This is a genomic window from Corynebacterium sputi DSM 45148 (genome assembly GCF_000427865.1).
In the GTDB taxonomy this organism is placed as follows: domain Bacteria; phylum Actinomycetota; class Actinomycetes; order Mycobacteriales; family Mycobacteriaceae; genus Corynebacterium; species Corynebacterium sputi.
The window spans coordinates 36,572-63,024 of sequence record NZ_ATYV01000016.1; the positions used below are offsets into that span (position 1 = coordinate 36,572).

Below are 26,453 nucleotides of genomic sequence, written 5' to 3' on the forward strand. Positions count from 1 at the left end.
TGGGGGCTATGGTTGCTTTGTCAGAACAGCGATTCGCAAGATTGTGTGAACGCGGAAAGTTCACACCACAGAGAGGACGGACATGACCTTCGATGTCCCCACGACTCGCGGCACCTACACCTCCCTGTCTGACGGCTGGACGTACCTGAACGGTGCCGAACGCCCTCAGATTCCCGCGCGGACATCGGCGGCGGTATCCACCTCGTTCCGGTCCGCGCCGAAGAAGCTGCGGTCGGAGCCGAGCTCCGGTATCCACTCCCGCTCGCGGGAGGCCGGAAGCTCGGCAGCTGCGGAGATGGCGATGAACGCACGCCGTGCGTTCGCGGACATGGTCGGGGGCCGGGCATCGAACGTGGTGCTCGGGTCCTCTAGGTACCAGTTGATGCAGCAGCTCATGCACTCCATGGGTCGCAGGCTCACCCTGGGCACCGAGCTGGTGCTCTCCCGCACCGGCCGCCCCTCTACTCGCATCCCGGTTGAGCGGGCTGCAGACATGTTCGGCACGAAGCTGCGCTACGCAGAGGCCGACTTGTCGACAGGTGTCGTTCCGTCCTGGCAGTTCGACGGATTGGTGAACCGCCGCACGCGCCTGGTTGTTGTTTCTGCCGCAGACCCGCACGTCGGTGCGATCTCGCCGGTGCGGAAGATCGCAGACATCGCGCATCAGAACCCCGAAGCGTGGTTTCTGGTTGATGCGACTGATTTCGCCGCTCACCGCGTCGTGGACATGCAGGCTCTGGGCGCAGACATTGTGCTGGTTGATGCTGCCCAGTGGGGTGGACCGGAAGTGTCCGCACTCATCTTCCGCGACCCGATGATGTTCCGGAAGCTCTCGTCGGTGGCACTGACGCCCGCCGCAGAAGGTGCCCAGCGCCTTGAAGTCGACAGCGCCGCGCCGGGTCTGCTCGGTGGAGTCGGCGAGTCCGTCCAGCATGTTGCGACCTTGGATCGCGAAGCGAAGGGCACTCGTCGCCGCCGGATTGAGCAGTCGGTCCCGCAGGTGCAGAAGTACGTCGAGACGCTTACCAACAGGCTTATCGACGGCCTGCGCTACCTCGACCGCGTCCACATCGTCTGCATGGACGGTGACGAGGCTGAAGGCGGGGTCGATCGCATTGGACGCGTGAGCTTCATCGTCAACGGAGTTCCCGCAGCAACTGTGGTGCGCAGGCTCATGGACAACGGGGTGGTTACCTCCATCGCAGAGCGTGGAAACTCTGGCCTCCTAGAGGCGATTGGCGTGTTTGAGGAGGGCGGTGCTGTGGTCGTGGGGCTGCAGCCGTTTAACCTCCGCCACGACGTCGATCAACTGGTCCGCGCAGTGCGCTCGCTGGGCTAACGGCGTAAGCCGGGGATTTCCGGTATCGTTATCTCATTAGGTCACGAACGTGAACTACTTTGCACTTTGTGAGAGGAATGATGGACGCCCCCAGCGACAGTCCGGGTCTTAGTACCGGCTCCCTTCCGTATAAGGAACTCGTCAGAAGACGGGAGGGAGGATCGTGGAAATAGTTTACCTGCTGGCGGCCGCGGCGATAATCATCGCCGGCGGCTTGTTCGTCGCAGCCGAGTTCTCCCTGATCACCGTCAATCGCAATGAGGTCAAAGCAGCCGCAGCAAGCGGTGACAAACGTGCCGCAGGTGTCCTGCAGGGAGTGGAGACACTCTCGACGCAGCTCTCCGGGGCTCAGCTCGGCATAACCTTGACCAACCTGGGCATCGGCTTCATCGCTGAACCCGCTATCGCGGACCTCCTCGTCACGCCCCTTACTGACGCCGGACTGGATCCGGTGGCGGCGAGGGGAGTATCGGTAACCTTGGCTCTGGTGATCGCCACTTTCCTCACGATGATCTTTGGCGAGATGATCCCGAAGAACCTCGCCATCGCCAAGCCGTTGTGGACTGCGCGGAAGGTGACCTGGTTCCAGCGCGGATTCAGTTTCTGTACGGCACCTCTGTTGAAGTTCTTCAATGGGATGGCGAACGGCATCCTCCGGATGATGCGCATCGAGCCGCAGGAAGAGCTCGCCTCGGCGCGTTCCACCGCCGAGTTGGCCTCACTGGCCACGCACTCGGTGAAGCAAGGCACGCTCACCGCCCAGACGGGCAAGCTCCTGCACCGCACTGTGACCTTCACTGAACGTAAGACCCGCGAGGTGATGACCCCACGCTCACGCATGGCGGCCATCTCTGCGGAGTCGATGGCCTCTGATGTTCTAGAGCGAGTCGCCGAGACCGGCTTCTCTCGCTTCCCCGTCATCGATGCTGCCGAGGATTCATTGGTTGGTGTCGTGCATTTGCGCAGTGCCCTGGTGGTCCCGGTCTCTGAGCGTGCGACGACGCCCGTGGCAGAGATCGTCGACGACGCCGCTGTGATCCCCGAGAGCATCCCGCTCGACGACCTTGCCGGCGAACTTCGCAGCGAACCGCTGCACTGTGCATTGGTCATCGACGGACATGGCTCCATTGTCGGCCTGGTCACCCTGGAAGACGTGCTGGAAGAAATTATCGGCGAAGTAACCGACGAACATGACCCTGGCACCGGGCGATTCACCCAGGTTGGTGACAACGCCTGGGCCCTTGACGGATACATGCGGCCCGACGAGGTCGCCGAGATTATCGGTGTGGACCTGCCAGACAGTGACGACTACGAGACCATCGGTGGCCTCGTGACTACCGAACTGGGTCGAATCGCTGAGGTCGGTGACGAAGTGACTGTTGATGACGATCTCAGTGAGTCCAGAGTCGTGCTTCGGGTGATGGAGATGGATCAATTCTCCGTTGTCCGTGTCGTTGCGGAGGTGAGCAGGTAATGGACCTGATGGGAATTTTCTGGACGATTGTCCTGCTTGCCGGCAACTTTTTCTTCGTTGGCGCGGAGTTCTCGTTGATCTCCGCACGACGAAGCATCATCGAACCGATGGCGGAAGCGGGCAACCGCGCTGCCCGCTTGACCCTTCGTGGCATGGAGAATGTCTCGCTGATGATGGCAGGTGCTCAGTTGGGTATCACCGTGTGTTCACTGGTGCTCGGCTTCGTGACGAAGCCACTGGTTAAGACGGTTCTGGAAGGGCCGCTTGAGTTGGCCGGTGTGCCACCGGTTTGGATCGATACGATCTCCTACGCCGTCGCGTACGCACTGGTGACAGTGCTGCATGTGGTGCTTGGCGAGATGGTCCCGAAGAACATCGCGCTGGCCGGACCCGAGAAGCTCGCTTTGAAGTTGGCTCCGCCGCTGCTTCTGATCGTCACCGTGCTGCGGCCGTTCCTGTGGATGATGAACTCCATCGCCAACCTGATCCTCCGCGCGTTCGGCTTCACGCCGAAGAACGAGGTGACCAGTGCCTTCACTCGCGAAGAGGTGTCGGACATGGTGAAGGAATCTCACGAAGAGGGCCTGATCGACCCCGAGGAAGCGGATCTCCTGGAGAACGCCCTCTCCTTCGAGACCCGTACTGCGGGGCAGATCCTCATCCCGATCGCTGAGGTGTCGGTGCTGCCGGTGGACTCGACTCCCAATGAAGTCGAGGCTGCAGCGCTGGAGCGGTACTCCAGGTTCCCGGTCACGGACGGTGCGAGCATGCTCGGATACGTCCACGTCAAGGACACCTTGGCTGCCGAACATCGAGACCGCCCGCTCACCAAGGAAATGATCCGTCCGCTGCTTGAGTTCAAGCGTGACGTCTCGGTCCTGCTGGTCGCGGACAAGATGCGAAAGAGCGGCACTCACCTCGCAGTTGTGCGAGATGGGGACACGGTTGCAGGCATCGTGGCCCTGGAAGACGTGCTGGAGGAGTTGGTCGGTCAGATCACCGAGGCATAGTCCTCAGAGCGCGGCCCCGGGTCAGTTCAGCGGCAGTTCGATCTTGAAACTGCAGCCCTGGCCCGGGGCCGTGTCTAGTGTGACGCGTCCCCCGTGGGATTCCACGATCCCGCGGACAATGCTTAGACCGAGCCCGGATCCGCCGGCACGATCGCCGCTGCGAGTCCGTGACTCATCCAGCCGCACAAATCTGTCGAAGACCGTCGCAGCTTGCTCCTGCGTCATTCCCGGGCCGTCATCGGCGACGGTGATGACCGCTGACGCATTCTGAGGGTCCTCGTCGAGAGTCACCTCAACGTGGGTCCCTTCCTGGGTGTACTTTGCGGCATTGGTCAGCAGGTTCATCAGCACTTGGCGCAGGCGCGCGCTGTCACCGCTGATTTGGGTGGCGCTGTTGATGCGGACCTCCACATCCAGGTCTGGGTGGGCGGCCCGGGTGGCGGCGACCGAGTCACCGATCACCGTCACCAGGTCGACCGGACCATGCTCGATGGGACGTTCCTCGTCGAAGTGCGCGAGGGTCAGCAGATCCTCGACCAACTGGGACATTCGGGCCGACTCGCCGCGGATCCGTTCAAAAGCGAAGTCCGCGGGGACCGCTCCCTGGGCGTGTAGGTCTGTGAATCCTACGACCGAGGTCAGGGGAGTGCGCAGTTCATGTCCGGCATCGGCGACGAACCGGCGCATCCGCTCTTCAGAAGATCGGGCAGTGGCTTCAGAGGCAGCTACCTCGGCGAAGGAGGTCTGGACCTTCTCTGCCATCTCGTTGAAACTCTCTGTCAGAGAGCCGACCTCGGTGCCGGAGGGCCGCTCCGGCAGCCGGGTACTGAGGTCACCAGAGGCGATGCCAGCGGCAGCAGTCTCCACTTCGTCCAGCGGACGTAGTGAGCGGCGGACCAAAAGAGTGCCACCGGCTGCAAGCAACAACAGCACGGGCACACTGACGATTACCTGCACCAGGATAAGGCGATTGACGGTGCCGCTGACCTCGTCATCAAGCGGAATGCCGAGGACCATCCGGCCGGTGTCCGCCGTGTCGACAGCAACGATCCGCCAACTACTGCTGCCGTCGACGGATGGGACGGTCATGGGCTCACTAGTGGCCAGCTCCATGGGATCGCCGAGGTCGGGCGAGGTGTCATTGTCATTGATGACCGTCTCCGCGCCGGTACTGCTGCCGTCGGTGCGCAGCACGAAGAACCGAGACGGCGGCCGGTCAGGGTTGGGCGGCTCCTGGGGAAAGACGTCCGGACTAGGAGCCGGTCGGTGCACCCAGTCGGCGGAGGCGGCATAGAGATCGTCGTCCACCCCGTCCATCAGGCTCGTCCGCATGGTCAGCGTCACCGCGATCCCAGAGACCACAAGCCCCGCGAAGGTAATCACCGTGACCGCGATGACAAGCAGCCTTCTCAGTGGCTGCCGATCTAGAAAACCCCTGGTATTGTCCACCGTTGTCGACACTGACCCCACCTCCCTCATTGAGGCTCACGCAGCACGTAACCAACGCCGCGCACCGTCTGCAGGTACCCGTCCGCCGGCTCTCCGAGCTTGCGGCGCAGGTAAGAAACATAAGTCTCCACGACGTTGCCGTCACCACCGAAGTCGTAATTCCACACGTGGTCCAGGATCTTCGCCTTGGACAGCACTACACCTTGGTTGACTAGGAGATAACGAAGCAACGAAAACTCGGTGGGGGACAGGTCGACTAGGGTGCCGTTGCTGAAGACCTCGTGAGCGTCCTCGTCCAGCTCGATAGGGCCGAATTCGATGGTGGAGGTGGGGGCGTCGTCAAGCACGGGACCTCGGCGCAGCAGAACGTTGACGCGCGCGATGACCTCCTCGAGGCTGAAAGGCTTGGTCACGTAGTCGTCGCCGCCAGCGGTGAGGCCCCGGACGCGGTCAGAGACATCCCCACGCGCGGTGAGAAACAGCACCGGGGCATCCGAGCCGGAGCCGCGCAGACGCTCCAGGACGGTGAAGCCGTCCGCGTAGGGCATCATCACGTCGAGGATGATCACGTCCGGGGAGAAGTCGAGGGCCGCAGTCAGCGCCTCGCGCCCATCGGCGGCGGTGCGGACGTCGAACCCCTGGAAGCGGAGGCTGACGCTAAGCAGGTCGACGATGCTCAGTTCATCATCGACCACCAGGATCTTGTGCGAAGTCATACGGCAAGTATCGGTGCAATCCCGTCGACGACGCTGGAAGGTCGCTGTGAGTTTGCTGGGAACGACACTCACAGATAGCTGACAGGTGGACCCATACGACCTCACACGGTCGGCGAGTTAATTGCTCGGCATGGCATTCAACAGCACCAACACGACAAGGCCGAACCCGCCGACGCGGACATCTGCGACCGCCGTGCCGCACCGTTTCAATCGCTACGAGATCAAGTACCTCGTCGCGGAAAAGGATCTCCCGAGGCTTCGTGAGGAATTCGCGGACTACCTCGACCGCGATCCGATGGAACCGCCGGCGGGCTACCGCGTCGAATCCCTCTACTACGACTCGCAGGACCTGCGGTTTTATTGGGAGAAGATCGAGGGTCTGAAATTCCGCCGCAAATTGCGCGTGCGCCGTTACGGCGAGGGCGAGACCACCGCCCAGTCTCCAGTCACCGTAGAGATTAAGCAGCGCATGAACCGCGTCACCCAGAAACGGCGCCTAGAGCTGCCGTTGGCGCAGGCACTGTCGCTGTGCGACGCCTCCGGTTCCTCCACCGGCACCCGCCTTCGTGCGGAGGATCTCTACCCGGTCGCCGAGCCCCGACACCACGGGCTCCTCAGCGAGATCGAGACGCTCGTTGATACCTGTGACCTGCGGCCGATCGCGATGACGGCCTATCGGCGCGAGCCGTATGTCGGCCGTGACCTCGAAGATGGCGTCCGCGTCACCTTTGACCACGCAGTCACCGGGCGGGACCGAGATCTTCGCCTCGGTATGCCGGACACGACCAACCGCCCGCTGGTTCCGAACGATTGCGTCGTCATGGAGATCAAAGCCGACGAGCGGGTCCCGCTCTGGCTTACCGACGTCACCGCCCGCTGCGGTCTCACCGTCATACGCATGTCGAAGTACTGCCGGGCCATTGACCAATACGACGTGATGCCAGCCTCCGCAGCAGGCGCTGTCGACCGGATCCTCTGATCCAGACCCAGCACCGATTCACACACTTTTCCCTGCACTATTTCCTGAAAGAAGAATCCCCGTGGATCTCAACAACCTGTTCTCCCTGGACTTCCAGGACCTGTCCGGCACCTTCTCAGTTACGGACGTATTGATCGCGCTGACCCTGTCCTTCGTCCTCACGACGATCATCGGCACCGTCTACCAGCGCACTCACAAAAACATCTCCTACTCCCAGTCCTTCGTGCAGACGCTGGTACTGGTGGCAATGGTCCTCGCCGTCATCATGCTTGTGGTCGGCTCCAACATCGCCCGCGCCTTCGCCCTTGTCGGAGCGCTCTCAGTGGTCCGCTTCCGCAACGCGATCAAAGAAACCAGGGATGTGGGTTTTGTGTTCTTGGCGATGGCGATTGGTATGACCGTCGGAACGCGCTTTTATGTCCTCGCGATCGGCGCGGCCATCTTCATCTGCGCAGCATTGCTGATCATGCACCGTTTCGACTGGTTCCACCTCGACATCCAGCGCCAGCTCATCAAGGTTCAGGTCCCAGCCGACGACGGCACGAACACCTCCTACACCGAGGCCGTCGAGCGCATTCTCGCTGATAATTGCGATGAGTTTGAGCTGGTCAGCGTTGATTTGGTTCGCGGCGGCGCGCTCACCGAAATGGCGTACACGGCCCATATGAAGAAGGGTGTGACGGGCGCTGAAGTCGTCGGGAAGCTGCGTGAAGTGAATATGGGGCAGAAAGCCACCGTGCTGACCGGTCACGATCAGACGGACGTGTAGTGATGCCGGAGCTGAAAAAGTCAGTGTGGCGGATGAACCGGCGGCTGGTTGCCGTAACCGCTGCTGGGGTGTTGAGCGTCGGTGCGTTGGCGGGGACCGCGACGGTGGTTCCATACGTCACCTCCTCCGTGTCGGTGACGCAGGAGGCGACGGCGACCATCGATGTGGGACAGGCAAACGATTCGCTTTTCGACGCCTCATCCCACTCCATCTCCATCGACCTGCCAGAGGGATACCTCGAGGACATGGTTTCGGATTACCAAGATGACGGCGACAAGACGTGGTTCAAGGCGACTGTGGTGATCGATGGAGTGACTATCGACGATGTCGGCGTGCGCCTGAAGGGAAACTCGACGCTTGGTTCCCTGAACGCGACGGAATCGTCCGATGGCGGTCCCGGCGGGATGATGAACACCGGCGTTGACGCTGATGATCCATCTACCTATCCATTGCTGCTTAGCTTCGACAAATACGTCGACGGCCGCGTCTACCAGGGGCTCACCGAACTATCGGTCCGACCGGGAACTCCGGTCGTGGAGGAGGCCACAGCATTGGCGTTGACGGCTGAGACTGATCAGCCGAGCCAACGGTTCGCCTATACGACGTACTCCATCAACGGCGGCCCCGACACCATCCGCCTCGTCATCGAGGTACCCGACGAGAACTACGCGGCCGAACTCGGCAACGGCATCCTCTACAAGGCCGACGCCAGTAGTTCCTTCACCTATCAAGGCGACGACCAAAGCGCGTACACCAGCCAGTTCACCCAAGAAAACGGCGATGGCGACGGGGATCTGCAGCCGATTATCAATCTGCTGAAGTGGCTCGATACCGCCGATGATGCGGAATTTGATGAGCATCTGGCGGAGTATGTCGACGTCGAGAGCTTTGCCGAATATCTGGCCACGCAGAATCTGCTCGGTAATGGCGACGACATGGCCGGGCCCGGTCAGAACTATTACCTGTGGTGGGACCGAGACACTGGCCTGATCAGCGTTGTCTCCTGGGATCTCAACATGTCGATGATGGGATCCACTGACGCCGGACCTGATGACGACACCACGATGGGTGGCGGTGGTGGCGGTATGCCTGGTGACATGCCCGAGATGCCGGATACGGGCGAGATGCCTGACATGGGGGCCATGCCAGAGATGCCCGACATGCCAAACATGCCCGAAGGGATGGAACCTCCCGCGGGCATGGACGGCCAGGGTGGGCCCGGGATGGGCGGCAATGAACTGAAATCCCGGTTCCTGGAATCGGACGCGTTCGCTGACCTCTACACCGAGACCTACTGGCGCCTGTATGGCCAGATGTATGGCTCTGGTGCTGCGGAAGCCATCGTGGATTCGCTCGCCCGGGCGGTCCCGGCCACTGAGGGGCTGGCGCAGGAGGACATCGACGCTGAGATCTCTTCGGTGCGCCAGTGGGTCACTGCCCGCGCAGAGTCCCTGGCAGGGCAGCGTTCCGGCGAGACCGGAAGAGCTGAATGACAGAAGGGCTTACCCGACGGTCAGAACAATCTTTCCGGTCACCTCACCCGAATCCAGCAGTTCATGGGCCTTGGCAGCATCCTTGATGTCCATGGTGGTGTGGACGGAGGTCTTGATGGTGCCATCGGCCAGCAGCGGCCAGACGGTGTCTTCGGTAGAGGAGACGATCCTCGTCTTGCCGTCCCGGTCCCGGTAGCGCAAGCCAGTTGCGGTCACAGAGGCTCGCTTCGACAGCAGGCGGGCAATGTTGAGTTCACCCTTGATACCACCCTGCAGTCCGATGATCACCAGTCGGCCGTCCTTAGCCAGGGCCTTGACGTTCCGATCAAGGTACTTGGCCCCCATGATGTCGAGGATGACGTCCGCGCCGCCGTGCTCGGCCATGACAGCCTCGAATTCCTCTTCGCGATAGTTGATGAGGATATCCGCGCCCAACTCACGGCAGGTCTGCAGCTTCTCAGCAGACCCCGCGGTCACCGCGACGGTGGCACCCAGGTACTTACACATCTGGATCGCAAAAGTTCCCACGCCACCAGCGCCGCCGTGGATAAGAACGGTTTCGCCCTCTTTGAGCCCCGCAGTCATCGCGATGTTGGACCAGGCGGTGCAGGCGACCTCGACCATGGCTGCGGCGTCGGTAAGCGAGAATCCCTCCGGGATTCCCATCAGCTGCCCGACCGGGACGACAACGTACTCGGCGTAACCGCCACCAGAGAGCAGGCACGCCACCTCATCGCCGACCTGCCAGCCAGTGGAGTCTGTGTCGCCGGGGATTTCGGCGATGGTGCCGGTGCACTCCAACCCGATGATCTCGCTGTCGCCCTCCGGCGGTGGGTAGTGGCCACGGGTTTGGAGCAGGTCAGCGCGGTTTACGGATGTCGCGGCAACCTTGACGAGGACCTCGCCCGGTCCTGCAGTGGGCGTGTCGGTGTCGCCCCATTCCAGTGCTCGGGGATTGGATGTATCGGTCTGGATGATGGCCTTCATGAGAACCACCCTAACCCTGCAGTGTGTCCTAGGACACAAGGGTGTCGTTTAGGGGTTGTTGGGACTTTTCGGGGACACGCCACCATTCAGTTCGGAACTGAGAGCAGTTGACGGTAGGCTGATTCTGGTCTTTCTGGTCATGGGGTTCCCATGGCTGGAGGAAGACAGTTGGAGATGTGGCAGAGCGGCCGAATGCACTCGCCTTGAAAGCGAGCGTCCTTAACCGGACCGGGGGTTCAAATCCCTCCATCTCCGCAATGTGGGGCCGGTCCCGGCAGCAGTTCCGCAGGGGCAGGACCTCGTCGGCAGAGCTGATCGGAGGAGCTATGGGAGGGTCCGATAGGTCGTCCGGTGGTGATGATTGGGGAGACGCATGGTCCGGACCGGGTCAGGCATGGTCCGATAACAGCGATTTTGGGCCCTCCCGCTCCGGCGGTCGCGTCGGCCCGTCAGCTCAAGACACCGGTGAACAACCGCAGGTCGGCGGCGATATGTGGGACCAGGAATATGGCGCCTCCGGCTATGGGGCTCTCGTTGGTGGTCCGAATTACCCCGGTCAGCAGGGCTACCCGCAGCCGGGCCAGGCCGGTCGTGCACCGTTCCCGGGGACCGCGCCTCGTCAGGGCGTTCCCGGCGGATACGGCCAACAGCCGCCCATGCCGCCACAAATGCAGCCGCAGTACCAGAAGCCCGGTGGCAATGGCACGAAGATTGCCTTGATCGTGGTGCTGGCGCTCATCTTGGTCCCGGTCATCGGAGTGTTCGGCTTCATGCTGGCTACTACCGACGATGATGGTCAGACCCAGGCGCAGAATCTCACGGAGGTGCCTGCCGCTCCGACCGATACCGATAACGATGGTGATGATGCCGGCGGGCGCGCAGACGGATTCGAACCACCGGCGTCCTGGACCCAGTGTGGTGGCTCCGGTGATTTGGGTCAGCTGAATTACGCGTACTCGGCCACCACGGTCACCAGTTGTGAGTTCTCCGTGGCAGTGCGTGATGCGGTGGCAGAGCACTTTCACGACACCGATGGGGAAACCAACTCGGTACTGAATGTGCGCAGTCCAGTCACCGGTGATGAATACACCATGACGTGTAATGACGACGGGACTGTCATCACCTGTGAGGGTGGCAATAACGCTGTCGTCAAGGTCGTCTAAGGTCCGGACCTTCGCTGGGGGAGGTCTCGGGTAGGCGCTCGTGGTGTCGTGAAGCATTTTTGTTTGCTCAACTGCAGCTTTGCGTTTCTCGAATCAAAAACATGAGTGCTCCTTCAGGGCTGCCGAAGACACGCGTGAGGATTAGTTGACCGGCACCGGAGGGCGTATTTTTCAGGTATGGAGATTTTTCGTCATCGGGCTAGCCACAGTGCCGTAGGTCGTCGGTTCACCGGCGTCACGGCTCTCGTGGTGGCCGCTGGACTTTTGATCGGATGTGGAGCGGACAACGGTGCCGCCGGCGAGACGACCGTTCCCGCCGATAACGCTCGGGGTGAGGCGATTCCGCAGGAGTGGGCGGACGCGGTCTCGGCCGTGGAAAACAAGTACGACGGCTCTGTTGGGCTGGCGATGGCACTGCCAGGAGCCGGGCTCGAAGCGGATGTGCCGGCAGCAGCATTCGCAGGAACGCTTCTCGACGGTCCCGCCTGGTCAACCGCCAAGGTCCCGATCGGTGTCGCCGTGCTTCGGGAACGCCAGGAAATTGACGACTCGCTTGAAGCGTCCCTGGCGTGGTCTGACAATGAGGCCGCTGAAGCGCTGTGGAACAGCCTCGGCGACTGGTCTGGCACCGGTGATGGTGTGGACGAGGTACTTCGCGATGGCGGCGACATGGAGACCGAGTTCCAGCGCAGCGACGATGCCGGTGGCAGCACCCCGTTCGGACTGACTGAATGGTCGCTGGTTGATCAGGCGACCTTTGGCGCTAACCTGCCGTGCATTGACGGTGGCGAGGAGATTTCGCAGGTCATGGGCCACGTCGTCCAGGAGCAGCGGTATGGCCTTGGCACGATCGACGGCGCCCGTTTTAAGGGCGGCTGGTCGCCAGACGATGACGGTAACTACTTCGTCCGTGAATTCGGTGTCATCCCTGGTGCCGGATCAAGTTACGTCACTGAGAACGAGGTTCCTGTCTCTGAGGATCCGACGTCGACAACGCGCACTGAGGGCGTCGGCACGCAGGACCGTGACTACACGCAGTACGACGCCTACCCGCTGCCCTCGAGCTTCCTGGGCATCTCGGTCGCGGTGGAGCCTGGTGACGGCACCTACGAGACGGCGCAGGAAATGCTCGACGAACTGGCCGCCGTCATCCGGCAGCACCCGGTGCAGGGCGGTTCCTGCACCGCATAGCGATACGTGGCCGCGCTAGCCGACCTGCAGGGCGGCGAGAAGGCGGTCCACCTCGTCTGCGGTGGTGACCGTGATTCGGATGCCTTCGCCGGGGAAGTGGCGGACGTTCACCAAGCGCTCGGCCAGCACGGCGGTGAGAGCCTCGCCGCCGCCGGTGGTGCCAGCGATGACCGACAGCGCGGGGATTCGGTCCTCAGGGATCCACACGAAGTTCGCCTGGGTCCCGGTGACAACGGTCTTGACACCTGTGGCGCCATTGATTGCCTCGGTGGTGCGCAGACGCTGCTCTGTCACACCCTTTACGCGGTTGAGCAGTTCGTCGCGGGCCTCAGGGCGCAGGCATGCCACCGCGGCGGTCTGAGCGAGCATGTTCACAGAGAAGGGGATTGCGACGCGGTTCACGGCGTCGATAAGCGGAACCGGACCGAAGGCATAACCAACGCGCAGACCAGCCAGGCCCCACACCTTGGAGAACGTGCGCAGGACAACCACATTGTCGTGCTTGGTGATCGTTTCCACGGCGTTCGGCAATTCGCCATTAATCGCGCCGGGATCGCGCGGGTCGAAGCCGTCTGCGAACTCGATGTATGCCTCGTCGAGAGCCACCACGACATCCTTCGGCACCTTCGCCAAGAATTCTTCCAACTCAGCGGTGGAGAACGTAGTGCCCGTGGGGTTATTCGGGTTACACAGGAACACCAGTCGGGTGCGGTCGGTGACTGCCTCGAGCAATGCCGGGAAGTCATGACGGAACTCCGGGGTCAACGGCACCGGCACCGGAGTCGCGCCGGCGACATGGGCAAAGATCGGGTAGGCCTCGAAGCTGCGCCACGGGAAGACGACCTCGTCGCCGTCCTGGCACGTCGCCTGAACCAGCTGCTGGCACAGCGCCGAGCTGCCGCAGCCAACGGCAACCTGGTCGAACGTGATCCCCAGGTAGTCCGCGAGTTCGGTGCGCAGCGACGTGGCAGTCAGGTCGGGGTAGCGATTGACCTGGCCCGCGGTGTCGGCGATGACCTGCTGCACCGACTCCAGAGGGTTGTGTGCCATTTCGTTGCTGGAGATCTTCAACGACTCAGGTGCTGCTGTGCCGGGTACGTACGCAGGAAGCTGTGAGAGGTCGCGAATCATGGGGAACACACTACGCGCCACGCCCGTGACCTCATGCGCCGAGGGCCGCTGACCTGGTTGACCGGGGCAGTTTTGTTGATCCGGGAAGGGCGGCTAGAATCACCAGCGGAAGACCTGCTTTGCAGGTTTTTCGTGCGTGGAGGCGTGCCAGAGCGGCCGAATGGGGCTCCCTGCTAAGGAGTTGCCTACGCAAGTGGGCCGGAGGTTCGAATCCTCTCGCCTCCGCCACGCGCCCGTAGCTCAACGGATAGAGCATCTGACTACGGATCAGAAGGTTAGGGGTTCGAATCCCTTCGGGCGCACCAAACAGCCAAGACCCGGATCTTGGCCCTGGAAACAGGGTCGGGGTTCGGGTCTTTGCGTTGATGGGGCCGCATCGCTCAGTCTTCGATTCTTGTGAACGGTCTGCCGTGCAGTGGCGGTGTCCGGTCCTGGGCCCACTGCCGTAGCGCCAGGAATTCTGCGGTGTCCTCGTACTCGATGCCGTCGCCCCGGACGACCTCATGGTGTCGGCGCCCCACTGCGATCTTCAAGCGGCCGGTGAATCCGTCCATGATGACTGTTGTGGGTTCAACGTTGGGCACATTGAAGAAGTCGGCGTCCGCGATCAGTCGCCGCAGTTCCTTGTCCTCCGCCTCAGTCAGGCGGGAACTGTCGGTCTCAAAACTCGTGGACCAACCGCCTACGCCACCGATGACCAGGTAGCTAAGTCGAATGGTTGTTTCGTCGTCCGGGTGGCATCTGGCCTGACGGAAGTTGCCCTGCCGATCTGTGTGATAGATCAGTCCGCCAGCCAGGGTGATCCGGTAGCCCGGTGTAATCACCTCGGCGCACATTTCGTCTGTGCCGGGCACTCCGAGGCATGAATCCGGCCATTCGATGGAGGTCACCTCGAGGACGTCAATGTCCTCGGCAGGGATATCTAGCACGCCCGCGGCATCGGCGAGCACTGCAGTCAGTGTGATGGTGAGAGGGTGTGACGTTGCCATGGCGAATCTCCTCTTGAGGGATCGGCACCAGCGCCGATATTCACCATTTTAATTCTTTTTGTTGCCAACAGTAAGTGCGTTTTTTGGCCCTGATCAGGTCAGCTCAGGTTGGCGATGCACCATTCGCCCTCGACATTCTCGATGTTGAATGTCAGTAGCTCCACCACGTCGGCAGCGTCGTCGTTGAACGCGGTGGTGATCTCGACCGGGTAGTCGAAGGCATCATCGTCGCCATCATTGGTCACGGCATCGCCGTGCTCGTTCACGGTCACTGACTCGATGTCCATCTGGTCCTGCGTTGCGGTGATGAGCTGCGTAGCCGGTCCCTGGAAGTCGGGGCAGGAAGCTCCGGTCGCCTTTTCGGTGTCGTTCGCGTCGACTCCGGCCATGAACTCATCGGCTAGGGACTGTCCAATGTCGTTGTGGTCGACCTCGTCCGATGCGCAGGCGCTCAGCGTGAGCAGTGCGGTGGCGGGCAGCGCGATCATCGTGGATGCGGTGGTCTTTTTCATGTGTGTCGTCCCCGGTCTCAGAGTTGGCGGGCAGTGTGTCACGCGGACGGTCAGTTCAGGTTCGCGATGCACCAGTCACCATCGACGTTCTCGATGTCGAGCGTCAGTGATTCGGAGAAATCGTCCGAATCGTCGCTGTAATGAGTCGTGAACTCGATGGGGTAGGAGAAGGCGTGTTCGCCGCCGTCCTCGTCGGTTGAGGTGGCCTCGCCGTACTCATCGATGGTCATGCCGTCGATGTCTTCCATGCCCGCCAGGGCTACGACCTGTTCCATCTGGTCCGCGATGGGCGGGCAGGCTACCTCGCTGGCAAGACCTGCATCTCCGGAGCTAAGTGCGGCGACGAAGTCGTCAGCCAAGGCTTCTCCGATGGAGTTATGGTCGGTGTCCGCGTCACCGCATGCGGTGAGCGTCAGCAGCGCTACGACCGGCAATGCGGTAGCGGCGGATACGGTCTTCGTGTTCATGCAGGCAATCCTCGGGCAGTCAGTGTGAACCGTGCGGCTCCGCATAGCGGCGGAGCATCGGCACAAGTGTGTCATCACCTGTGCTTGGGATCAGAACCGGTGTGGGGCGCTATGGTTTGAATCGTGGTGATGGTGATAGCGGTACTGGCGGCAGTAATCGTCGGGGTGCTGGTTGGTGTGCTCGGTGGTGGCGGATCGATTCTGACGGTGCCGGTCCTTACCTATGTGCTGGGTATGGAGCCGCACGAGGCGATCGCTTCCTCGCTTGTCATCGTTGGCTTAACAGCGCTGTTCGGAATGATTCCGCATGCCCGGGCTCGACGGGTCCGTTGGCGAATCGGATTGATCTTCGGTGCCGCGGGAATGGTTGGAGCATTCCTCGGCGGGCTCCTCGGAGGAGTCCTCCCAGGGGAGGTACTGATGGTGGCGTTCGCGGTGATGATGATCGCGACGTCGGCGGCGATGCTCCGGCCGCGTCGACTGCCGAGTTCTCGCACTTCACCTGGTGGTGAGCCGGCGCCATTTCAATCAGTGCGGATCGCCATCGACGGATTGCTGGTGGGAATCGCGACTGGTGTCGTTGGCGCTGGTGGTGGATTCATGATCGTCCCGGCGCTGGTTCTCTTGGCTGGCCTGCCGATGACCGCCGCCGTTGGCACGTCATTGTTGGTCATCTCCATGAAGTCAGCCGCAGGACTCAGCGGATATCTCGTCAACGTGCAGATCGACTGGCCGCTGGTCCTCGGTTTCTCCGCTATCGCGATTGTTGGCGCACAGGGTGGGTACCTGCTCGCCTCCCGGATCCCGGAGCAGACGCTGCGCAAGGCTTTCGGCTGGTTCGTCATGGTGATGGGTGTGTTCATCATCGTTCAGGAGGTCCTGGTGGCGCTGGTGTAAAACTACCGGCTTCCCGACGCCCACCTCACCTCCCATCACCCCTCACCAGGGGATTTGTCTGGTTGGTGGTGCCTGGGTATTGTTACATTTCGTTGCAGCGACGATGTCACCGCAACGGACTGCGCCCGTAGCTCAACGGATAGAGCATCTGACTACGGATCAGAAGGTTAGGGGTTCGAATCCCTTCGGGCGCACAGTAGGTGTCACAGTCAATGTGGCCCCATCGACTCAGGAAATGGCTGGCCAGAGGTCCTTCGGGCCCTCTGGCCAGACCTATCTCACGGCTTCGGACCCTGAGCGCACCATCCACGCCGCCTTGGTGGGCGGTTGAGGGTGCGCGGGCCGCTTCCAGACGCAAAACGGCCCCTGCCCGGGTGTTTCCGGGCAGGGGCCATCGCTGTGGGGTGCTACATCGTCTTGACGCTTCTCTTGCCGGGGGACTTGGCGGTCCGCTTCACCGTGACCCAGGGCGCCGTGGGGGGTCCGGTGTGTGCAGGGCCGGGTGGTGCCTGGGCCCGTCGCGGTCGGCTGAACTTCCGCTGGCGATGCAGGGCCTTCGTCGGCCTCGCGCTGGGCAGCGGCTCGATCACCTCGTCGTCTGCGACCTGCGGTGGATCGCCCACGTCGTAGCCGTAGCGCGTCAGAAGGATCGAGGCATTGACCGCCGCGAGGATGAACGACAGCAGGATGCCGTTTCGCTCTGTCCCTCGGACGCGGGTCGAGTGCCGGGTGAGGCGGGCGTGGTGCACCTTGGCGCAAGCGTTGGTCGACTCCACGGCGGAGCGGCGACCGTAGGAAGCCTTCCACTTGGTGGTGCCGTAAAGGACGCGCTGGCGCAGGTTGAGCAGGTCGTCGGGGCCGAGGGTCACGGTAGTGCCGCAGTGGCACGGCTCACCTTCGACGCACTGGGTCTGGGGGTAACGGGCCGCGTCGAGGCGCAGCGAGGCCGGGTGGTTCGCGCAGCGCATCGTGCCGGAGAGAACCGGGTCGCGGTAGCGCTGCGTGGCTCGCTCGTAGTTCGGCGCTCCCATGGGGGTGAAGGCGTGGTACTTGCGCCGGTCGTACTGCTCGGCCAGCAGTGCCTTGGCCTCGGCGCTCATGCCCAGAGAGAAGCCGCCCAGCGAGCGGAGGTCCTTCGGGAGGGTCTCCTTGAACAGGCCCCCGTCCACGAAGATGGTGCCGGGGATCGGCCCGGGGCGAGTTCCCCGCTGGGTCGTGTGGAGGTCGAGGACCTGCTCGATGCCGCGCATCCATACGGGGCGTGCCCACTGGCCGGTGGCGAGGTAGGTGTAGCCACGGTCGACCAGGATGGTCGAGGGCTTCCTGCCGGCGGCGATCATGGCGTCGATCAACGACAGGCCGCCCTCGGCCTTGTACGTTCCCGCAGGGACCAGGGAGGCTCCCCGGATCAGGCCCGGGCGAGCGTCACCGCCCAGGTCGGGCACGTCCACGGACAGGTGCAGGTCCCAGCCGCAGAAGACGCCCTTGCGGTTGCGGTTCTTCCCTGCCCGGCAGCCGTCGCGGGCGTCGGGGTCGACGGTGTGCTGATGCCGCCCGTCAGCACCTTGAAGGGGCCAGCCCGGCTCGTTCTTGGGCGCGTCGCCTCCCAGCGCGTCCAACTCGGGTAGGGAGTCCTCGGGGATGTCGGCCTTCATGAGGTGCTTCCAGGATCGCCTCCGGGCGTGGGCCTCGTAGTCCGTGGAGTCGATGGCTTGGGTGTCGGACTGGGGGATTTGGCTGGGGATGAAGTCGCTGGCCATCGAGGTCATGAACTCCGCCAAGGTCACCGACAGTCGGGGATCGCGCACTTCGCCCGTCGTGAGGTCGACCCGTTCCTTGAAGGCGGCACCGAGTTCGGCCACGGCCTGCTCCACGAGGTCATAGGACCACTGGTGCTTGATCCCGAGCGTCTCGCGCTGACTCGGGGTGAGCCGGACGAGCGCCTGGGCGGCATCGGACACGAGCAGTTCTCCTAAGCCCTCGATGGCGGCGATCTGGAAGACGGTGAACAGGGCCTCATACGTGTAGGAACGCTTGCGCCCGCGATGAGCGGTCATGTCCTGCTGGCACCGCTGGGTCACCCGCGCTGCGCGGACGATGGCTCGCGCGCGGTTGAAGGTGGGGGTGTCCACGGGTCCGGTGCGCCACCTCATCGGCGCACCAACCCGGCAGCCGCGAAGAGGTACTCATCCCGCTCGATGCGCTGCGCGACGTAGGGCGCGATGACCTCCAGGGACTTGGAGGACACCGTGCCAGCGATCTTCATGAACTCGCTGATGCGCACGTCTTGCGCCAGCACGTCGGCCATCCAGGTGGTCCGGAGCCGTGCAGGACGGAAGGCCACCCAGTCGGGCCACCGCATGTTCTGGCGAAGGGCTCCCAGCGGGTCCTTGGCGGTCGCCTTGTGCGCCCCGACGAGCGGACCCTCGGGGAAGCGCCTGCACAGGTCCAGCAGTTCCTCGACGTACTGGGAGCGCACGGGCACCACGCGGTCTTCCAGCAGGATCACGACCAGGCGGCGGTCATGCGGGTGACGGGCGACCATCTCGGCACAAACGGAGATCATCTCGCCCGGTTTCACCCCAGCGCCCAAGCCGAGGGTCAGGATGGCCGTGGCCACGCGCTGGCGATGCTCGGTGGCTTGGGACCGTGCGGCAGCCCAGAGTGCCTCGACCTCGTGCGCCTGGTAGGGCGGCTGGATCGTGTGGTTGTTGGCGAACGGCTTGGGAGGCGGAGCCCACGGGGCCTTCTTCGTGCACGCCCGTGCCACCCGCCGCAGGTAACCGCGTCGGGTCGATTGGGTCACCGAGGACAGATGCTTCAGCGCGGTGGCGCAGTAGCGCTCCACGTGGGCCGGGATGAAGACCGCCTCCGGCTCCAGTGACAGTCCTTCACAGTGAGCCCACGCGAGGAAGTTGGTGACAGTGCCCAGGCAGTGGAGGGCCGAGGCGACCGAGGCGTAGTCGGCGGCGCGGCAGGCGTCGATGGCGATGGGGCGCACCCGTTCCCAAACCTCTGCTGAGATCAGGTGGGCCGCAGGGCGGTAGTTGGCGAACACGCCTTCGGGGGTCGTCACGACGACGCCTCCGATGACGCGATGCTTGGGCATGGCCTACCTCCGTTGTGCGCGTGGGTCCTATAAGACCCATCGACACAACTATAGTAAGGAACCCCGACAATCCTGGAATCGAGAGCGACTGGCTCTAGGCTGAGGACATGCCCAGGTCCGGAGGAGACGCCGCCCCACGCGAGTACGTCGCGCGTGGCCAGTGGCCCACGGGCAGGCTCCGCAAGGACGCACCGGTAAGCGCGATCTACGCGCAGGAGTTCGTCAACCGGCTGCTGAAGGCTCTGGAGGCCAAAGGGGCCCCGTCGCTGCGCAGCATCGAGCGAGAGGCCAAGGTGAGCAGGCGAACTGTCGAGCGGGTGCTCGCAGGAGAGGCGCTGCCGGACTTCGGGGCCCTCGCTCGATTGGAGCAGTGGCTGGGGGCGGATTTGTGGCCGGGAGCGGAGATGCGCTCCGCACAGGAGCAAGAGTGAGTTCTCGATCATGCTAGACGCAGGCGAACCCACCCCAGAGTCGTGATTGAGGCGCCAGGGAGGATCAGAAGTTGCGCCTAGGGCGCAGATTTCTCAGGACTCAGCGTGGGCGCTTAGGGGGAAGGGTTGGGTGAGGCAGGCTGGGTTGGTGCCCTCTCCGCCCGCCTACTCACCACGGGACTTCTGCCAGTTACCGGAGTTGTTCGGGCGCAACCCCACCGTGAAGTTCGTTCGTTACCCGGACGGTGACGAACGACGAGGGCTGGCCTATGCCAGCCTCATGCAGCACCGCTTCGCCATCGTCGTCCGGGGCACCCTCCAGCGGCACGGGCACAACAGGAAATGGTTGGCCGAGCAGACGGGGATGGACTACACGCGGCTGGGGCGACTGCTGAACGGCCACCTACCGATGCGGTTGTCCGACATCGGCAAGGTTGGGATCGTGCTGAACATCGCGATTCCGTTCAGGCCGGAGGATTTTGTGGGCGACCAGTTTACCCTGCGGCGATGAAGGTGGACACCATGCGGCCAAGCCTCCTCCCCGAGCGCCGCCGGGCTTGTAGTCTTCACTCATGGGTCCTGTAAGGCCCGTCGTCCGACCATCCACAAGGAAGCACCTGTGACCATCTCCCAGCAGCACCTGGAGTCGCGCCTGTGGTCAGCCGCGAATGCGCTTCGCGGCCCCGTGGCCCACGCCGACTTCATGACGTACATGTTCCCCATGCTGTTCTGGAAGTGGATCAGTGATACCTGGACGTGGGAGCACGAGCAGGCAGTCGCGGACTTCGGAGATGCTCTCAACGACGAGATCGAGGCGGACTACCACCGCTTCGATCTCCCGGAGGGCACGCACTGGAACGATGTGGCCCGCAGCACGCTGCCGAACCTCGGGACGCGCATCCAGAAGGCACTGGACAAAATCGCCCAGGCCAACGCCGAGAAGTTGGCTGGCATCTTCGGTGACGCAGCGTGGGGCAACAAGGAGCGCCTGCCTGAGGAGCACCTCCGCAACCTCATCTCATCCTTCGACGGGCTCAACCTCAACCCCGATGAGGTGTCCCACGACATGTTGGGGCAGGCATACGAGTACCTGCTCAAATACTTCGCGGAAGGGGCAGGCCAGAAGGCTGGGGAGTTCTTCACCCCCCGTCAGGTGGTCAGGTTGTTGGTGCGCCTCCTCGATCCCCAACCGGAGGAGACGATCTACGATCCCACCTGCGGCTCGGGCGGGATGCTGATGGAGACCATCAATGCCATCCGGGCTCGCGGCGAGGACCACCGCACCCTCCGGCTCTACGGGCAGGAGGTCAACCTCACCACCTCCGCCATCGCGCGGATGAACCTCTACCTGCACGAGATCGAGGACTTCAAGATCGTCCGTGGCGACACGCTCCGCGCCCCGGGACTGCGGAACCCGAACGGGACCCTCCAGAAGTTCGACGTGGTGATCGCCAATCCCCCCTTCTCGTTGAAGAACTGGGGACGAGACACTTGGGAGTCCGACCCTCGCGCGTTCTGCGGGGTGCCCCCGAAGGACAGGGGTGACTACGCCTTCATCCAGCACATGATCTCCTCGATGGACGAGGAGCGAGGCCGCGTCGGCGTGGTGATGCCGCTGGGCGCGCTGTTCCGGGCCGGAGCCGAAGGCTCTATCCGCGCGTGCCTGGCGGAGAAGGACCTGCTGGAGGCCGTCATCGGCCTCGGCTCCAACCTCTTCTACGGCGCTGCCATCCCGGTCTGCCTGATGATCTTCCGCAACGAGAAGGTCGAGGAGCGCAGGAACAGGGTGCTCTTCATCGACGCCACAGAGCGCGTGAAGACTGGGCGAGCGCAGAACGAACTGGGCGACGATGACATGGACGCCATCTTGAAGGCATTCCACGAAGGCGAGGACCCAGACGGCGAGCGCGGTGTGAACCTCCGGCTGGTCGATCTGTCCGAGATCGAAGCGAATGGCTATGACCTCAACATCGGACGGTACGTGGCTGGGGCGGAGGCAGAAGCGGTCGACGTGACCGAAGCCCTGACCGCATGGCAGGAAGCCCGGGCAGAGCGCCTTGCTGCCGAAGAGGCCATGGTTGAGCGACTGAAGGCGGCTGGTTTCGATGCGTGACGGATGGATCGAGACCACGCTGGGGGAGGTGACGGCAGTTAACCCTGGGCGGCTGAAGGGAGTCTCTCCCGACGACGTCATTCGCTATGTCGACATTTCGTCGGTGTCTTGGGACACCGGCATTGACATCTGCTCGGTGGCCGAAATGCCATTCGGTCAAGCACCCGGAAGGGCTCGGCGTCCTATCAACGAGAAGGACGTAGTGGTGTCGACCGTTAGGCCACGACTGCGAGCCATGGGCCAAGTGCCGCCTTCTCTCGCTGGCCAAGTAGCCTCTACGGGCCTCTGCGTGCTTCGCGCGCGTGACTCAGAAGCGATTCTGCCGGACTATGTGTGGCAGGTTGTGAGACATCACGCTTTCACCGATTGGCTGGTCGAGCGTGAGACCGGAAGCAACTACCCGGCAGTCCGGTCGAGCGACATTGAGGCGTACCCCTTCTTGTTGCCTCCCATCGAGGAGCAGCGACGCATCGTAGACCTGATGAGCCATATGGATGCAGTAATAGAGCGCCTCGCAGAGGAGTTCGAATCGGTCGAACGGATGGCGCGATCCCTCAGGAATGAAGCCTTTGGTGCATGGAGTGATCAGTTTGAACTTGCGCCCGCCGCCTCACTATTTGGGATGCTACTGGGGCGACAGAAGTCGGCGCGGCAGTCTGTGGGTAGCCACGTCATTCCCTATATCCGTTCTGGCAATATCGCGGATGGCTTTTTGCGTCTCGATGACGTGCAGGAAATGAACTTCGAGCCTGATGAGCAGCACAAGTATGCAATCAGTTCCGGTGACGTTCTTCTGGCGGAAGGTGGCACCGTCGGGCAGTCGGCTCTTTGGAAGGAGGAAATCCAAGGCCCGGTCGGTTTCGACAAGCATGTGATCCGGTTGCGCCCAGTGGAAGGGATGTCTACGACCAACTACATCCACCAGTGGTGTCGATGGGCGTTTGAGACCGGGTTGTTTCGTGAAACGGCCAAAGGGGTAACAATCAGTGCCCTAGGGTTCGGCAGGGCCAAAGCACTTCCAGTCCCCAAAGTTCCTTTCGAAGATCAGCAGGGACAGACAGCGACTCTGGTCGCCGCTGATGCTCTGGGTCAGCAGTTGGCCGCTGAGCGCAGTCAACTCCTACAGGCCCGGGCAGCACTACTCAGCGAACTCCTCTCTGGGCTGCATCAGATTCCGACCTCCTACGATGAGTTCATCCGCGATGAAGGGGCTGCGTGATGGCGTTCGATGAGAAGCACACCGTGCAGAACTGGTTGGTCAAGCGGCTCGTAAGCCTGGGCTGGACCTACGAGCCGGTCACCCACCTCCAGCGCTCCAACACCGACGTTCTCATCGAGGAAGACCTCATGGAGGCGCTCGTCGTGCTCAATCCCGCCATCGGCGCGGACGAGGAGCGGCTGGACGAGGTGTTGCCGCGCATCCGGGGTGCTGTGACGGCTGCCAGCACGGACGGGCTCGTGGTGGCGAACGAGCGTCTGGTGACCTTCATGCGTGGGGACGTGAACCACAGGTACATCGGGACCCCTCACGACGTGCCCCTACGGCTGGTCGACTTCGACGACCTCGCCAACAACACCTACATCATCTCTGACGAGGTTGTCTTTGGCCCTCCTGGAGATGAGCGCCGGTACGACGTGGTGCTGTTCATCAACGGCATGCCGGTCGTGGTCATTGAGGCCAAGACTCCGGTGAACTCCTCGGTGACGTGGCTGAAGGGCGCGAAGGACATCGCAGACGTGTATGCGCCTGAAGGTCCGTCGTTCTTCGCCCCCAACGTGCTGTGTGCCGCTACGGACGGCAAGGAGTTCCACTACGGAGCCATCGGTCAGCCCGCGACGGAGTGGCTGATGTGGGGGTCGACACAGGACCCCTACGACCTCGACGGTCTGCCGCGCGTGGAGCGCTCGGTCGACCTTCTGTTGACTCCACAGAGTGTCTCGTCGATCCTGCGGGACTTCACCCTCTTTGAGGACACCGAGTCGGGCAAGCGCAAGTTGATCCCTCGCTACCCGCAGGTGGAGGCGGTCGAAGCGATCCACGAGCGCGTGATCAGCGGCGGGGACCGGGGCCTCATCTGGCACTACCAGGGGACGGGCAAGACCCTCCTGATGGGCTTCGCGGCAGTGCGCCTTCTTCACGATCCCGAGGTGGGCGACCCCACCGTACTGGTGGTCCTTGATCGCCTCGATCTTGTCGAGCAGGTGGCCCGGCAGTTCAAGACCACGGGTCTGCCGATGCTGAAGGTGGCCGAGACGACAGCCCAGTTGTCACAGATGCTGCGCGACGACCATCGAGGGATCGTGGTCACCACGATCTTCCGGTTCGAGGACGCGGGTGTGCTCAACGACCGCCAGAACATCATCGTCATGGTGGACGAGGCCCACCGCACCCAAGAAGGATCACTCGGTGAGCGCATGCGGACCGCGCTGCCGAACGCTAGGTTCTTCGGGCTGACGGGCACCCCCATCTCGCACAAGGACAAGAACACCTTCAAGTTGTTCGGCTCGGACACCGACCCGGGTTACGTGCTGAACACCTACTCGATGGAGCGTTCCATCGCTGACGGGGCCTCGGTGCCCGTCCACGTCGAGACCCGGCTGGTCGAATGGCACCTCGACAAGGAGGCGATGGAGGCCGAGTTCGACGCTCTGGCCCAAGAGGAGGACCTCACCGAAGAGGAGCGCGACGTTCTGGTCCGCAGGGGCGGAACTGTGAAGACCGTACTGCTCAACCCGGAGCGCATCACAGCCGTGTGCACCGACATCCTCGATCACTTCACGGCCAAGGTGGCACCGCTGGGGATGAAGGCCCAGGTGGTGGCCTATGACCGGGACCTCGTGGTGCTGTACGAGCAGGAACTGAACCGGCTCATCGCAGAGGGTGGTCTGGACCTGTCGACCCAGGTCGTCATGACGGTCGGCGGCAAGGACGACAAGCAGGAATGGAAGACCTACGAACTCACGCGCGCCCAAGAGGCGGTGGTCAAGCGTGAGTTCAACAAGGTGGGTCAACCGCCGACGTTTCTTGTGGTCACGGCGAAGTTGCTGACGGGCTTCGACGCGCCCATCGAGCAGGTGATGTATCTGGATCGTCCGCTGACCCGGCACACGCTGTTCCAGGCGATCACTCGCACCAACCGGCGCTTCACCAACCCCGTGACGGGACAGGAGAAGCACAACGGACTTGTGGTCGACTACATAGGGCTGGGACCGGCCATCGCAGCCGCGCTGAAGGCAGCGGACCCCGAAGCCGGGGGCAAGCGCCCGGTGGATGTAGCCGAACTGATCCCCGAGTTCCTAGCCCGGCTCGCCCAGACCTCTCAGCGGTTCGAGGGCATCGACCTGGCGGACTCCTCCTACGAGGCGCTCATGGCCGCGATGGAGCGCATCAAGGGGCAGGAACAGAAAGCGCAGTTCTGGCGGGACTTCACGGGGGTCCAGACCCTATGGGAGTTGCTCGCGCCTCGGGACGAACTGGGCGAACACGAACCGCTCTACAAGTGGCTGGCGCAGGTTTACGAGGCGTCAAAGCCCGGCAAGGCTTCTGAGGACATCCTGTGGGAGCGACTGGGGGCCAAGACGCTGGCGCTCGTGCACGGCCACATGTCCAACATCAAGGTCACGGGCACGGGACTTGAAGAGGTCATTGTTGATCCCGACAGCATCGAGCGGCTCAGAAAGTTGGCCGAGCAGGGGGAACTCGACATCGACCCCGAGCGAGACCTGTTGAAGGACCCGGTGACCCTCGAAGAGGTTTTCGACACCATCGACGCCCGGGTGCAGCGCCGCCTGAAGGAGTCGGGTGGGCACGAGGTCTACAAGACCTTGGCCGAGAAGATCGAGCGACTCCGCAAGCAGGCTGCCCAGTCCGCCAGCGACACCATCGAGTTCCTGAAGAAGGCCCTCGATGTGGCCAAGACCGCAGTCCAAGCCGAGAGGTTGGAGGAAGACGGAGACCTGGACGCAGCAGTCACTCTTCTCGACCCCAACATCGGCGCACTCACCCAGATCGTCAACGAATACAAGCCCGCTGACACCCCGGTCATCGTGGATGACGTGGTACGCGGCATCGACACCATCGTCAAGCAGGTCTCGTACTCGGGCTGGACCCAGGACCAAGGAGGCGACCGCACCGTGCGCAAGGAACTGCGTCAGGTCTTGAAGAAGTTCAGCCTGCCCCTAACTGGAGACCTGTTCGACCGTGCCTACGCCTACATTCGAGAGAACTACTGAC

Annotated in this window: 23 protein-coding genes and 4 tRNA genes; 18 read left to right on the forward strand and 9 right to left on the reverse strand. The window is 62.8% G+C overall.

Annotated elements, in window-relative coordinates; genetic code table 11:
• The first annotated feature begins 82 nt into the window (after positions 1 to 82).
• The 3 genes from YWU_RS0109335 to YWU_RS0109345 all read left to right on the forward strand — a co-directional run bounded on the left by YWU_RS0109335 (position 83) and on the right by YWU_RS0109345 (position 3,823).
• Positions 83 to 1,339, forward strand: a complete 1,257-nt coding sequence (locus YWU_RS0109335) for an aminotransferase class V-fold PLP-dependent enzyme (RefSeq protein ID WP_027020266.1) — start codon at positions 83 to 85, stop codon at positions 1,337 to 1,339.
• Between the two features lie 163 nt (positions 1,340 to 1,502).
• The gene (locus YWU_RS16150) at positions 1,503 to 2,813 is read left to right on the forward strand and encodes a hemolysin family protein (protein ID WP_034647614.1); all 1,311 of its coding nucleotides are present in this window, start codon (positions 1,503 to 1,505) and stop codon (positions 2,811 to 2,813) included.
• Positions 2,813 to 3,823 (forward strand): hemolysin family protein, encoded by a 1,011-nt coding sequence (locus YWU_RS0109345; protein ID WP_027020267.1) that lies wholly within the window; start codon positions 2,813 to 2,815, stop codon positions 3,821 to 3,823. The genes YWU_RS16150 and YWU_RS0109345 overlap by 1 nt, the downstream gene beginning before the upstream one ends.
• A gap of 21 nt (positions 3,824 to 3,844) precedes the next feature.
• Here the strand turns inward: YWU_RS0109345 and YWU_RS0109350 are convergent, their stop codons facing one another.
• Together YWU_RS0109350 and YWU_RS0109355 are read right to left on the reverse strand one after the other, a co-directional pair.
• A complete protein-coding gene (locus tag YWU_RS0109350) occupies positions 3,845 to 5,272 on the reverse strand; it encodes a sensor histidine kinase (RefSeq protein WP_027020268.1) in 1,428 nt (475 codons plus the stop codon).
• A 26-nt stretch (positions 5,273 to 5,298) separates the two neighbouring features.
• Positions 5,299 to 5,988 carry a response regulator transcription factor gene (locus YWU_RS0109355; protein ID WP_027020269.1) on the reverse strand — a complete coding sequence of 230 codons (690 nt, stop codon included), beginning with the start codon at positions 5,986 to 5,988 and terminating at the stop codon, positions 5,299 to 5,301.
• Positions 5,989 to 6,118: 130 nt separating this feature from the next.
• On the opposite strand from YWU_RS0109355, the gene YWU_RS0109360 reads away from it, so the two are divergent.
• The 3 genes from YWU_RS0109360 (at position 6,119) to YWU_RS16155 (ending at position 9,229) form a co-directional block, all read left to right on the forward strand.
• Entirely contained in the window at positions 6,119 to 6,967 is an 849-nt protein-coding gene (locus YWU_RS0109360; protein WP_034647631.1) for a polyphosphate polymerase domain-containing protein, read from the forward strand.
• 61 nt (positions 6,968 to 7,028) lie between these two features.
• The gene (locus tag YWU_RS0109365) at positions 7,029 to 7,736 is read left to right on the forward strand and encodes a DUF4956 domain-containing protein (RefSeq protein ID WP_420805302.1); all 708 of its coding nucleotides are present in this window, start codon (positions 7,029 to 7,031) and stop codon (positions 7,734 to 7,736) included.
• A 2-nt stretch (positions 7,737 to 7,738) separates the two neighbouring features.
• The gene (locus YWU_RS16155; RefSeq protein WP_240484107.1) at positions 7,739 to 9,229 is read left to right on the forward strand and encodes a CotH kinase family protein; all 1,491 of its coding nucleotides are present in this window, start codon (positions 7,739 to 7,741) and stop codon (positions 9,227 to 9,229) included.
• 9 nt (positions 9,230 to 9,238) lie between these two features.
• On the opposite strand, the gene YWU_RS0109375 is transcribed toward YWU_RS16155, so the two are convergent.
• Entirely contained in the window at positions 9,239 to 10,216 is a 978-nt protein-coding gene (locus YWU_RS0109375) for an NAD(P)H-quinone oxidoreductase (protein ID WP_027020272.1), read from the reverse strand.
• A 170-nt stretch (positions 10,217 to 10,386) separates the two neighbouring features.
• Between YWU_RS0109375 and YWU_RS0109380 the strand changes: the two genes are divergently transcribed.
• The 3 genes from YWU_RS0109380 (at position 10,387) to YWU_RS17615 (ending at position 12,570) form a co-directional block, all read left to right on the forward strand.
• Positions 10,387 to 10,471: transfer RNA gene (locus tag YWU_RS0109380), tRNA-Ser, on the forward strand.
• Between the two features lie 71 nt (positions 10,472 to 10,542).
• Positions 10,543 to 11,379, forward strand: coding sequence for a hypothetical protein (locus YWU_RS17610; protein WP_051260226.1), 837 nt, complete (start codon positions 10,543 to 10,545; stop codon positions 11,377 to 11,379).
• Between the two features lie 177 nt (positions 11,380 to 11,556).
• Positions 11,557 to 12,570, forward strand: a complete 1,014-nt coding sequence (locus tag YWU_RS17615; RefSeq protein ID WP_051260227.1) for a serine hydrolase — start codon at positions 11,557 to 11,559, stop codon at positions 12,568 to 12,570.
• Positions 12,571 to 12,585: 15 nt separating this feature from the next.
• Here the strand turns inward: YWU_RS17615 and YWU_RS0109395 are convergent, their stop codons facing one another.
• Positions 12,586 to 13,701: a histidinol-phosphate transaminase gene (locus tag YWU_RS0109395; RefSeq protein ID WP_027020273.1), complete on the reverse strand. Its 1,116-nt coding sequence runs from the start codon at positions 13,699 to 13,701 to the stop codon at positions 12,586 to 12,588.
• 138 nt (positions 13,702 to 13,839) lie between these two features.
• Here YWU_RS0109395 and YWU_RS0109400 point away from each other — a divergent pair.
• Together YWU_RS0109400 and YWU_RS0109405 are read left to right on the forward strand one after the other, a co-directional pair.
• Positions 13,840 to 13,929: transfer RNA gene (locus YWU_RS0109400), tRNA-Ser, on the forward strand.
• Between the two features lies 1 nt (position 13,930).
• Positions 13,931 to 14,006, forward strand: a tRNA-Arg gene (locus tag YWU_RS0109405).
• Positions 14,007 to 14,081: 75 nt separating this feature from the next.
• Here YWU_RS0109405 and YWU_RS16170 read toward each other — a convergent pair.
• The 3 genes from YWU_RS16170 to YWU_RS0109420 form a co-directional block, all read right to left on the reverse strand.
• Positions 14,082 to 14,690, reverse strand: coding sequence for a hypothetical protein (locus YWU_RS16170; protein WP_034647616.1), 609 nt, complete (start codon positions 14,688 to 14,690; stop codon positions 14,082 to 14,084).
• A gap of 98 nt (positions 14,691 to 14,788) precedes the next feature.
• Positions 14,789 to 15,202 carry a hypothetical protein gene (locus YWU_RS0109415; protein ID WP_027020274.1) on the reverse strand — a complete coding sequence of 138 codons (414 nt, stop codon included), beginning with the start codon at positions 15,200 to 15,202 and terminating at the stop codon, positions 14,789 to 14,791.
• 50 nt (positions 15,203 to 15,252) lie between these two features.
• Positions 15,253 to 15,669 (reverse strand): hypothetical protein, encoded by a 417-nt coding sequence (locus YWU_RS0109420; protein ID WP_027020275.1) that lies wholly within the window; start codon positions 15,667 to 15,669, stop codon positions 15,253 to 15,255.
• 129 nt (positions 15,670 to 15,798) lie between these two features.
• Between YWU_RS0109420 and YWU_RS16175 the strand changes: the two genes are divergently transcribed.
• Complete coding sequence (locus YWU_RS16175) at positions 15,799 to 16,566, forward strand: sulfite exporter TauE/SafE family protein (RefSeq protein WP_034647617.1); 768 nt, start codon at positions 15,799 to 15,801, stop codon at positions 16,564 to 16,566.
• Positions 16,567 to 16,687: 121 nt separating this feature from the next.
• Positions 16,688 to 16,760: transfer RNA gene (locus YWU_RS0109430), tRNA-Arg, on the forward strand.
• 213 nt (positions 16,761 to 16,973) lie between these two features.
• Here the strand turns inward: YWU_RS0109430 and YWU_RS0109435 are convergent.
• Positions 16,974 to 18,374, reverse strand: a complete 1,401-nt coding sequence (locus YWU_RS0109435; protein ID WP_156892787.1) for a hypothetical protein — start codon at positions 18,372 to 18,374, stop codon at positions 16,974 to 16,976.
• Between the two features lie 341 nt (positions 18,375 to 18,715).
• Positions 18,716 to 19,675 (reverse strand): hypothetical protein, encoded by a 960-nt coding sequence (locus YWU_RS0109440; RefSeq protein WP_027020277.1) that lies wholly within the window; start codon positions 19,673 to 19,675, stop codon positions 18,716 to 18,718.
• Between the two features lie 107 nt (positions 19,676 to 19,782).
• On the opposite strand from YWU_RS0109440, the gene YWU_RS16180 reads away from it, so the two are divergent.
• The 5 genes from YWU_RS16180 (at position 19,783) to YWU_RS0109465 (ending at position 26,452) form a co-directional block, all read left to right on the forward strand.
• Complete coding sequence (locus YWU_RS16180) at positions 19,783 to 20,106, forward strand: hypothetical protein (protein ID WP_051260228.1); 324 nt, start codon at positions 19,783 to 19,785, stop codon at positions 20,104 to 20,106.
• Positions 20,107 to 20,254: 148 nt separating this feature from the next.
• The gene (locus YWU_RS0109450) at positions 20,255 to 20,617 is read left to right on the forward strand and encodes a hypothetical protein (RefSeq protein ID WP_205618315.1); all 363 of its coding nucleotides are present in this window, start codon (positions 20,255 to 20,257) and stop codon (positions 20,615 to 20,617) included.
• 108 nt (positions 20,618 to 20,725) lie between these two features.
• The gene (locus YWU_RS0109455; protein WP_027020279.1) at positions 20,726 to 22,219 is read left to right on the forward strand and encodes a type I restriction-modification system subunit M; all 1,494 of its coding nucleotides are present in this window, start codon (positions 20,726 to 20,728) and stop codon (positions 22,217 to 22,219) included.
• The gene (locus YWU_RS0109460; RefSeq protein ID WP_027020280.1) at positions 22,212 to 23,438 is read left to right on the forward strand and encodes a restriction endonuclease subunit S; all 1,227 of its coding nucleotides are present in this window, start codon (positions 22,212 to 22,214) and stop codon (positions 23,436 to 23,438) included. Before YWU_RS0109455 ends, YWU_RS0109460 begins: the two co-directional genes overlap by 8 nt.
• Positions 23,438 to 26,452: a type I restriction endonuclease subunit R gene (locus tag YWU_RS0109465; protein WP_027020281.1), complete on the forward strand. Its 3,015-nt coding sequence runs from the start codon at positions 23,438 to 23,440 to the stop codon at positions 26,450 to 26,452. The genes YWU_RS0109460 and YWU_RS0109465 overlap by 1 nt, the downstream gene beginning before the upstream one ends.
• Position 26,453: the final 1 nt, after the last annotated feature.